Below are 9587 nucleotides of genomic sequence, written 5' to 3'. Positions count from 1 at the left end.
TCGTCGCGCGCCGGACGGTCGCTGCGTAACCCTGTGCGATCCAGGAGGCGCGCTGCCAGCTGGCACCGCGCCTCCTGTCTGTCTGCGGTCGGGTCAGGCGATCCGCTTGAACGCCTTGTCGACGTAGCGGTCGACGGTTGCCCGCGCTTCGCGCGCGTAGCGGTCGATCGACGCGGTGCGCTCCGGGTCCGATGCGTACTCGCGGCCGAGCCGAGCGGTGGCCGCGGCGAGGACGCCGTCGGTCAGCTGCGGGTTGAGCGGCAGGATCGGCCCCTGCGTGTGCGTGCCGAAGGAGTTGCCGAGGATCGCGCCCTCGACCGGGGCGCCCGCCTGGTTGCCGCCGCCGGAGACGACGTCGGCGAACGGCCGGACACCGGCACCGAGCTCGATGCGCGTCGCGTGGTCCTCGAAGCCGGCGAGGCGCGTCGGGGCTCCGGGGAGCAGCGGGTACGCGGTCTCGAGCACGAAGTAGTTCACCCGACGCTCGGCACCGCGGACGGCACGCGCGTCGAAGACCCCGAAGCCGGTCACGGGAGCACCGTCCGTCGGCACGACCTCGGTCGTGGCGAGGTCGAACCCGCCGCCGACGGCCACGACGGGCACCCCGGCAGCGGCGAACTCGCGGAGCGGCGCACCGATGCGTGCGATGTCGTCACCGAGCGACCGCATCGCGCTGAGCGGTCCGTTGCCGATCACGACGACGTCGGCCGCGGTGGGGAGCTCGTCACCCGGCGCGTACTCGAGCACCTCGGTGGCGATGTCCGCGGCCGCGGCACGACGGACCAGGGCCGCCACGTTGCCGCGGTCGCCCGAGACGCCCATCTGGCGGGGGTAGACGTGCAGGATGGTCAGCCGATCGGCCGTCATGCGGTCTTCTCCATGTCCGGGTGGCCGAGGGCCTTGCGGGCGATCATCATGATCTCGTAGTTCACGATGAAGTTCTTCGTCCCGGAGGTCGTCGAACCGAGCTGCTCCATCTGCTTGATCGCGGCCTCGACGTCGGGCTCGACCCGCCCGATGCGGACACCGGCGTGCTCGAGGGCGATCGCGATCTGCCAGGCCTTGTCGCCGGAGACGACGTCGACGTGGTCGAGCTTCGAGAAGTCGATGTCGTAGATCCACGAGATGTCCGGCGTGCCCTCGTCGATCGCCATGAGCACCTGTTCGGGGTGGTCCGGCAGGGCGTCGAGGTTGAGCTGGAGGCTCGCGGCGTTCTTGAACATCGTGAACTCGGCGGACTCGCCCGCGATGGGGAGTCGCTCACCGCGTCCGTACGCCGGCTTCATCGTGCCGAACGCCGTCGTCACGGCGTCGGCGCGGAACTGCGCACCGAGTGCGGCACTCGCCGTCGCCGTGGCCGCTGCCGCGTCGACGGCGTAGTGCAGCCCGCGAGCCGGCAGGCGGACAGGGATCTCGGCACCGTCGAAGCGGATGGTCGCACCGTCGCCGGTGTTCACCACGACCTCGGCGTCGGCGACGTTCGGCACGGCGTCCTGCCGGTCGAAGTCGTCGGCGTTCTGCAGCCCGTTCGGTGCGGCGGCGACGACCTCGGCGCTGGCACCGAAGCGCAGCACGCGCTGGCCTTCCGTGCCGACGTACGCGTCGAGGAACTGGTCGTCACGGTTGGTGATGACGTTCGCGGTCGACAGGGCCGCGGTGTCGAGCATCATCGTCGCGACGCGTTCGGTCTCGAAGAACCGGTAGAGCTGGTCGACCTGGACGTTGAGCATCGTCACGGTGGACGGCGACAGGATCCCGGCGAGCTCGACCGCGAAGGCCTCGTCCACCTCGAGGATGCCGATGTCCGCCTTGAGCTTGCCGGTCAGCGACACCTCGGACAGCAGCGCCGAGGCGATGCCCTGCGGCAGGTTCGCCCCGGACGGGTTCGTGAAGACCCGCAGCCCGTGCGCCCGCACGATGTCGGAGATCATGTGGGTCGTCGTCGACTTGCCGTTCGAACCGAGCACGAAGACGACGCCGTTCGGGAACTGCGCGGTGACGTGCTGGAGGAAGTTCGGCACCAGCTTGAGCACGATGTACCCGGGGTAGGCGGACCCCCCGCCCCGCGCACGTGCGAGGGCGCGGAGGATCCGCCCGACGAGGATCGGGATGACGAAGCGCATCGGCCTACTCGAGGTAGTCGCGCAGCGACTGCGACCGCGACGGGTGGCGGAGCTTCGCCATCGTCTTGGACTCGATCTGACGGATGCGCTCACGCGTCACGCCGAACGTGTCACCGATCTGGTCGAGGGTCTTCGGCTGGCCGTCCCCGAGCCCGAAGCGCATGCGGATGACACCCGCCTCACGCTCGGACAGGGAGTCGAGCAGGCTCTCGAGCTGCTTCTGCAGCATGGTGAACCCGACGGCGTCGGCCGGGACGACCGCCTCGGTGTCCTCGATCAGGTCGCCGAACTCCGAGTCGCCGTCCTCACCCAGCGGAGTGTGGAGCGAGATGGGCTCGCGGCCGTACTTCTGCACCTCGACGACCTTCTCCGGGGTCATGTCGAGCTCGCGGGCGAGCTCTTCCGGAGTGGGTTCGCGACCGAGGTCCTGGAGCATCTGGCGCTGGACGCGGGCCAGCTTGTTGATGACCTCGACCATGTGGACCGGGATGCGGATCGTGCGGGCCTGGTCGGCCATGGCACGGGTGATCGCCTGACGGATCCACCAGGTGGCGTAGGTCGAGAACTTGAAGCCCTTGGTGTAGTCGAACTTCTCGACCGCACGGATCAGGCCCAGGTTGCCTTCCTGGATGAGGTCGAGGAACTGCATGCCGCGGCCGGTGTAGCGCTTGGCGAGCGACACGACCAGGCGGAGGTTCGCGCCGAGCAGGTGCGACTTCGCGCGCTGACCGTCACGGGCGACCCAGCGCAGCTCGCGCTCTTCCGGCTTCGAGAGCCCGGTCGAGTGCTGCAGCTTGTCCTCGGCGAACAGGCCGGCCTCGATGCGCATCGCGAGCTCGACCTCCTGCTCGGCGTTGAGGAGGGCGACCTTGCCGATCTGCTTGAGGTAGTCCTTCACCGGGTCGGCGGTGGCACCGGTGATCGTCGTGGAGTAGACCGGCGCCTCGTCGTCGTCGGACTGCGAGATGACGAGCGCACCCGCGGCGACCGCTGCTGCGGCGTCCGGCTTGGTGTCCTTCTCGTCGGTCTCGGTGTCGGCGTCGTCGGTCGCGTCGGCCTCGGCGACCGGGGTCTCCTCGTCGATGTCCTCGTCGTCGTCGGCCTTCTTCTTCGCCTTCGGGGCGGCCTTCTTCGGGGCGGCCTTCTTGGCGGTGGTCTTGGTGGCGCGCTTCTTCGGCGCGGCCGTCCCCTCGGCTTCCGCAGCGCTCTCTGCTGCGGTGCCCTCGGGCTCGGTGTCCTTCGTGGGATCGATCGTCGTGCTCCGGGCAGCCATGCGATCACCTCTCTCGTCGTGCCACGTTCGTGGGGTCGTGGCCTCCCTCGCCGCCCAGGGCCTGCGCCGCGGTCTCCCGCGTCATCAGGTCCTACCGTTCCGGGCAGCACTAGGACCCATGTCAAGTCCCCCGGTTTCTGCGGCGCACTGGAGTGCTCCGAGACACAGGAGGCCCGAACGGGTCCGCGTTCATTATTGCACGCTCCGCTTCCGCAGGCGCGCAACGAGTGCAACCCAGAGCGGCCCCACCCGTATTCCGTCCTGGGCGTGCAGCACCCGGCGCGTGCGACGACGGGCGTGCAGCAGCATCACGACGCCGATCCCGACCACGACGTACTGCACGGTGAGGGCCAGCCGGAAGTTCGTCCACGCGAACACGGTCTGCCCCGACGCCGACGACGCGAGGTCGAGGATCGTGCCGATCAGGAACATCATCACGAACGCGGCGAGGAACCCGCCGACGTTGACCACGCCGTTCGCCGACCCGAGGGAGCCGACGGGGTTGAAGGACCGCGCGAAGTCGAACCCGATGAGCGACCCCGGCCCGCCGATCCCCATCACGACGACGAGCACGACGAGCAACCACGTGGGCGGCTGTCCGGGCCACACGAGCACGGCGGTCCACACCACCGCGAGGGCGACGACGATCCCGAGCACGAGGTTCGACCGTCGCAGCGGGAACCGGGCGCAGAGCACGCCGAGCACCGGCCCGACGACGAACCCGGTGACGACGATCACGGTGAGGAAGCCGGCCGCCTCGGACGGGGAGTACCCCAGCCCGCGCAGCATCGGGACGCCCCAGAGCAGCGAGAAGACCGTTCCGGAGGACTGCGTGACGTAGTGGGACCAGAAGCCGAGCTGGGTACCGGGACGCCGCAGCGCGTGCCCGAAGGTGTGGAACGCGCCCCGCCAGGTGTGCGGCAGCGGGATCGTGTCGGTGCGCACCGGCACGGGGCCGTTCCGGACGAAGACGAACGCCAGCACGAGCCCGACGGCACTCGCGGCCGCGGCGACGCCGAACGCCGGCGACCACCCCGCGGTGTGCAGCAGCACGGCGAACGGGAACGCCGACAGGATCTGCCCGACCTGGCCGAGGTTGCCGGTCCACTGCGAGATCTGCGGCAGGATCGGCCCGCTGAACCACATCGGCACGAGGCGGATCACGGAGATGAAGGTCATCGCGTCCCCGGCGCCGACGAGGACACGCCCCGCGATCGCCGGCCCGATGGTGGGCGACACCGCCACCACGGCCTGCCCGGCGACGAGCAGCGCGGCCCCCAACAGCACGAGTCGGCGCGGCCCGACGCGGTCGAGGGCGATCCCCACCGGGATCTGGAGTCCGGCGTAGACGGCGATCTGCACCACCGCGAGCGTCGACAGCACCGCCGCCGACACCGCGAAGCGGTCTTGCGCGTCGACCCCGGAGACCCCGAGCGAGGACCGCTGCACGACCGCGAGGACGTACGCCAGCACCGCGACGCCCCACACGAGGAAGGCGCGGCGGGAGTTCACGTGACCAGGCTAGCGGGGGCGGCACCGCCGCCGGGACGGGCTGTGGAGAACGTGACGAGCGCGACGGACGGGTGTCGCGCCTCCCGTCCGACGGTCCAGGAGGCGCGACCCGCCTCCGCCACGTCGGTGCGGCTGATCGGTACGGCTAGTCGCCGCTCGCGTCGCCGTCGGTGCGGCGGTCCGCCAGGAAGCGTTCCAGTTCCGCGGCGATCGCGTCCGCAGTGGGGACCTGCCCGTCGACGCCGGTGAGCGGCGACGCGATCGGGTTGCCCTCCATGTAGGTGTCGTGCCGTTCCTCGAGGACCCCGACCAGACGCTGCAGCTCCTCGTTGCCGGCGACCTGCTCGTCGACGCGGGTGCGGAACTCGCGTCCTTCTTCGCGCAGCTCGTCGGAGGGGAAGATGAGGCCGGTGGCGGCGGAGATGCCGGAGAGCGCCGCGACGGCAGCGTCCGGGAACTCGGTGTCGGACAGGTAGTGCGGGACGAGCAGGACGAGTCCGGTGACCTGTTCGCCGAGCTCGGACAGCCGGTGCTCGACGAGGTGCAGGACGTTCGCGGGCGCCTGGGTCTCGGGCTTCCAGACGCTCATCTGCTCGACGAGGTCGGCGCGCGTGCCGGAGACGGTGAGGCTGATCGGGCGCGTGTGCGGGACGGGCATCGGGATCGACTGGACCCAGGTGGTGTCGGCGACCCGGAGCTGGGCGGCGAGGTCGGTGACCGCGCGGACGAACCGGTTCCACTGGAAGTCCGGCTCGTACCCGGAGAGGAAGAGGAACGGCTGGCCGATCTCGTCGCGCACGAGGTGCAGACGGAGCCGCGGGGGCTCGACGGCGGCGATGTGGTCGTGCTCGAAGGTGATCACCGGGCGGCGTGCACGCCAGTCGAGCAGGACGTCCGGGTCGAACTCGGCGACGAGCTCCGTCTCGAGGTCGTCCAGGACGGCGGTCGTCACCTGCGCCACGGCCGAGCCGGCGTCGGCGAACCCGGTGAGTCCGGCGACCAGGTGCAGCCCCTCGGGGACGGACGGCGCGTCCTCGGCGAAGGTGTAGAGCTCCTCGGGGTGGTTCACCGTCCCCATGCTAGGCGGGGAGCCGGTGTCCCCCGGTGCCGGGCGGCCACGCCGACAGCGAACACCTGCTGGATAGGGTTGGGGCATGGTCCGACCGACGCTCTCCACTGACTCCTCCGCTCCCGCCTCGATCTCCGCCGACGTCCTCGTGCTCGGTGTCCGGCCCGGGTCCGACGGCGCTCCCGCGACCATCGCGACGCCCGCCACGACGCCGTTCTCCGCGCTCGACGGCATCGACCTCGCTGCCATCGGTGCGACCGGTGCGAAGGACCAGCTCGTGCGCATCCCCGCCGTCGGTGTCGACGCGCAGGGCATCGCGCTCATCGGGCTCGGCTCCGGCACCGACGCAGCGGCACTCCGCTCGGCCGCCGGCAGCGCGGTCCGCCAGCTCCCCCTCGCGTCGTCGATCGTCCTCGCGCTGCCGACCGACACGACCGAGCTCGTCGACGCCGCGCTCGAGGGCGCCGCGCTCGGTGCCTACTCGTTCACCCGACACAAGGGCGCCGGCACGACCGGTCCTGCCCGCGGGGACCAGCAGGTGACCGTGCTGGCACCCTCCGCCGCGGCCGACGCCACCGTCCGCCCGGCGATCGTCGGCGACGCCGCCACGCTCGTGCGCGACCTCGTCAACACCGCTGCCGGTGACCTCGGCCCGGCGGACGTCGCCGACGTCGCCCGTGCGCAGGCCGAGGGGCTCCCCCTCACCGTCGAGGTCCTCGACGAGACCGCGCTCGAGGAGCAGGGCTTCGGCGGCATCCTCGGTGTCGGTCGCGGCTCGGAGCGCCCGCCGCGGCTCGTCGTCGTCCGGTACGCGCCGGAGTCCGCGACGAAGCACCTCGCACTCGTCGGCAAGGGCATCACGTTCGACTCGGGTGGTCTCTCGCTCAAGCCGGCCGCCTCCATGCTCGGCATGAAGACCGACATGACGGGTGCCGCCACCGTCCTCGCCGCGACCGTCGCCGCCGCGCGTCTCGGACTCGACGTCCGCGTCACCGCGTGGCTGTGCCTGGCGGAGAACATGCCCTCCGGCTCGGCGACGCGCCCCGGCGACGTCCTCACGCTGAAGAACGGCAAGACCGTCGAGGTCACGAACACCGACGCCGAGGGCCGACTCGTGCTGGGTGACGGCATGGCCGCCGCGTCGCTCGAGCAGCCCGACGCCATCGTCGACGTCGCGACGCTGACCGGGGCGCAGGTCGTCGCGCTCGGTGACCGCACCACCGGGCTCATGGGCAGCGACGACCTCGTCGCGCAGGTCCGCGCGGTCGCCGGGGCCGTGGCGGAGCCGATCTGGCCGATGCCGCTCCCCGAGGAGCTCGACGCCCGACTCGCGAGCGAGGTCGCCGACATGGTCAACGCCACCGTCGGCAACCCGGCGGGCGGCATGCTGCTCGCGGGCAAGTTCCTCGAGCGCTTCGTCGGCGAGGGCATCCCGTGGGCGCACCTCGACATCGCCGGTCCGTCGGAGAACAAGGGCGGCGGCTACGGGTGGCTCGGCAAGGGCGCGACCGGCGCCATGGTCCGGACGCTCATCTCGCTCGCAGAAGAGCTCCAGGCCAAGTAGTAGGTTTGACTCCGGCGGGACGGCGCGCTCGACGCGCCCCCGCCGGAAACCAACGGGACGGGACCGGAACCATGCGGTCCGACCGTCGGACGCCGCCGCCGCGGTGTCCAGTGGGGCCCGATCGGTCCCGACACGCACGAGGGAGTTGCACCAGGTGACGGAACAGACTTACGACGTCGTGGTCCTCGGTGGCGGCAGTGGTGGCTACGCCGCTGCGCTCCGGGCCGCCGAGCTCGGCATGAGCGTCGCGCTCATCGAGGGAGACAAGCTCGGGGGGACGTGTCTGCACCGCGGCTGCATCCCGACGAAGGCGCTGCTGCACGCGGCCGAGGTCGCCGACGCGACGCGCGACGCCGAGAAGTACGGCGTCATCGCCGAGTTCGCCGGTGTCGAGGTCCCGAAGGTCATCGAGTACCAGCAGGGCGTCATCTCGTCGAAGTACAAGGGCCTCCAGGGGCTCATCAAGGCACGCGGGATCACCGTCGTCGAGGGCTGGGGCCGCCTCACCTCGCAGAACACCGTGCAGGTCGGCGACCAGACCGTGACCGGCAAGAACATCGTGCTCGCGACCGGCTCCTACTCGAAGTCGCTCCCCGGCCTCGAGATCGGTGGTCGCGTGATCACCTCCGAGACCGCCCTGCGCATGGACTACGTGCCGAACAAGGTCGTCATCCTCGGTGGTGGCGTCATCGGCGTCGAGTTCGCCAGCGTCTGGAAGTCCTTCGGTGCCGAGGTGACGATCGTCGAGGCGCTCCCCCACCTCGTCCCGGCCGAGGACGAGTCGATGTCGAAGCAGCTCGAGCGCGCGTTCCGCAAGCGCGGCATCGAGTTCTCGCTCGGTGTCCGGTTCCAGGGCGTCGAGCAGCACGAGAACGGCGTGGTCGTCACGCTCGAGGACGGCAAGACCTTCGACGGCGACATCCTGCTCGTCGCGGTCGGCCGTGGCCCCGTGACGCAGAACGTCGGCTACGACGAGGTCGGCGTCGCGATGGACCGCGGGTTCGTCACCACGAACGAGCGCCTCGCCACGAACATCCCGAACGTGTACGCCGTCGGCGACATCGTTCCGGGCCTGCAGCTCGCGCACCGCGGCTTCCAGCAGGGCATCTTCGTCGCCGAGGAGATCGCCGGGCTCAACCCGGTCATCATCGAGGACAAGAACATCCCGAAGATCACGTACTCCGACCCCGAGGTCGCATCGGTCGGTCTCTCGCAGGCCAAGGCCGAAGAGCAGTACGGTGCCGACAAGGTGGACTCCTACGAGTACAACCTCGCCGGCAACGGCAAGAGCCACATCATCGGCACGTCCGGTTCGGTCAAGGTCGTCCGTGTGGTCGACGGCCCCGTCGTCGGCGTCAGCATGATCGGCGCCCGGGTCGGCGAGCTCATCGGCGAGGCACAGCTCGCCGTGAACTGGGAGGCCTACCCCGAGGACGTCGCGCCGCTCGTCCACGCGCACCCGACGCAGAACGAGGCACTCGGCGAGGCGTTCCTGCACCTCGCGGGCAAGCCGCTGCACGCACTGTGAACACCATGACCACCACCACGAACCACCCCTGCGAAGAGGAGTCCACCCGATGAGCGAATCCGTCAACCTCCCGGCGCTCGGCGAGAGCGTCACCGAGGGCACGGTGACCCGATGGCTGAAGAACGTCGGTGACCGGGTCGAGGTCGACGAGCCGCTGCTCGAGGTCTCGACCGACAAGGTCGACACCGAGATCCCGTCGCCGATCGCCGGCGTCGTGGAGGAGATCCTCGTGCAGGAGGACGAGACCGTCGAGGTCGGCACCGCGCTGGTGAAGATCGGCGACGGGTCGTCCGACGGTGGTTCCTCCGACGGCGGCTCCACCGAGTCGGACGAGTCCTCGAACGAGGCCGCTGCCGACGCCGAGGAGCCCGAGGCCGCTCCGAGCACCGAGCAGGAGTCCGAGACCCCTGCCCCGGAGCCGACCGAGCCCGAGCCGGCCCCCGCCGGTCAGACGCAGCCCGCTGCGCCGCAGGCCCCGGCTGCACCGCCCGCCGCCGCTCCGGTGCCGCAGGCCGCTC

At 70.8% G+C, this 9587-nt stretch carries 8 protein-coding genes; 3 read left to right on the top strand and 5 right to left on the bottom strand.

Annotated elements, in window-relative coordinates; genetic code table 11:
• Window positions 1–93: 93 nt before the first annotated feature.
• The 5 genes from HWD93_RS17760 to HWD93_RS17740 all read right to left on the bottom strand — a co-directional run bounded on the left by HWD93_RS17760 (window position 94) and on the right by HWD93_RS17740 (window position 5986).
• On the bottom strand, window positions 94–867 hold the full coding sequence (locus HWD93_RS17760) for a type 1 glutamine amidotransferase (RefSeq protein WP_261647533.1): 774 nt from the start codon (window positions 865–867) through the stop codon (window positions 94–96).
• On the bottom strand, window positions 864–2123 hold the full coding sequence (locus HWD93_RS17755; protein WP_261647532.1) for a MurT ligase domain-containing protein: 1260 nt from the start codon (window positions 2121–2123) through the stop codon (window positions 864–866). The genes HWD93_RS17760 and HWD93_RS17755 overlap by 4 nt, the downstream gene beginning before the upstream one ends.
• A 4-nt stretch (window positions 2124–2127) precedes the next feature.
• A complete protein-coding gene (locus HWD93_RS17750) occupies window positions 2128–3396 on the bottom strand; it encodes an RNA polymerase sigma factor (RefSeq protein WP_070418796.1) in 1269 nt (422 codons plus the stop codon).
• 192 nt (window positions 3397–3588) lie between these two features.
• Window positions 3589–4908 (bottom strand): nitrate/nitrite transporter, encoded by a 1320-nt coding sequence (locus tag HWD93_RS17745; RefSeq protein WP_070418795.1) that lies wholly within the window; start codon window positions 4906–4908, stop codon window positions 3589–3591.
• A 145-nt stretch (window positions 4909–5053) separates the two neighbouring features.
• Window positions 5054–5986, bottom strand: a complete 933-nt coding sequence (locus HWD93_RS17740) for a proteasome assembly chaperone family protein (protein WP_070418794.1) — start codon at window positions 5984–5986, stop codon at window positions 5054–5056.
• Window positions 5987–6062: 76 nt separating this feature from the next.
• Here HWD93_RS17740 and HWD93_RS17735 point away from each other — a divergent pair, with 76 nt between their 5' ends.
• The 3 genes from HWD93_RS17735 to HWD93_RS17725 all read left to right on the top strand — a co-directional run.
• On the top strand, window positions 6063–7541 hold the full coding sequence (locus HWD93_RS17735; protein WP_071295247.1) for a leucyl aminopeptidase: 1479 nt from the start codon (window positions 6063–6065) through the stop codon (window positions 7539–7541).
• 154 nt (window positions 7542–7695) lie between these two features.
• Window positions 7696–9069 carry a dihydrolipoyl dehydrogenase gene (lpdA, locus tag HWD93_RS17730; protein WP_070418792.1) on the top strand — a complete coding sequence of 458 codons (1374 nt, stop codon included), beginning with the start codon at window positions 7696–7698 and terminating at the stop codon, window positions 9067–9069.
• A 49-nt stretch (window positions 9070–9118) separates the two neighbouring features.
• On the top strand, window positions 9119–9587 hold a 469-nt coding region (locus HWD93_RS17725), incomplete at its 3' end, for a biotin/lipoyl-containing protein (RefSeq protein WP_306577605.1).

This window comes from Curtobacterium sp. C2H10, assembly GCF_025407985.1.
GTDB lineage: Bacteria > Actinomycetota > Actinomycetes > Actinomycetales > Microbacteriaceae > Curtobacterium.
The sequence above is the reverse complement of the archived record's forward strand: the minus strand, read 5'-3'. Positions and strand labels throughout refer to the sequence as shown.

Coding starts and splice junctions, on each gene's coding strand:
- HWD93_RS17760 (WP_261647533.1), bottom strand. CDS start 867: ATGACGGCCGATCGGCTGACCATCCTGCACGTCTACCCCCGCCAGATG.
- HWD93_RS17755 (WP_261647532.1), bottom strand. CDS start 2,123: ATGCGCTTCGTCATCCCGATCCTCGTCGGGCGGATCCTCCGCGCCCTC.
- HWD93_RS17750 (WP_070418796.1), bottom strand. CDS start 3,396: ATGGCTGCCCGGAGCACGACGATCGATCCCACGAAGGACACCGAGCCC.
- HWD93_RS17740 (WP_070418794.1), bottom strand. CDS start 5,986: ATGGGGACGGTGAACCACCCCGAGGAGCTCTACACCTTCGCCGAGGAC.
- HWD93_RS17735 (WP_071295247.1), top strand. CDS start 6,063: ATGGTCCGACCGACGCTCTCCACTGACTCCTCCGCTCCCGCCTCGATC.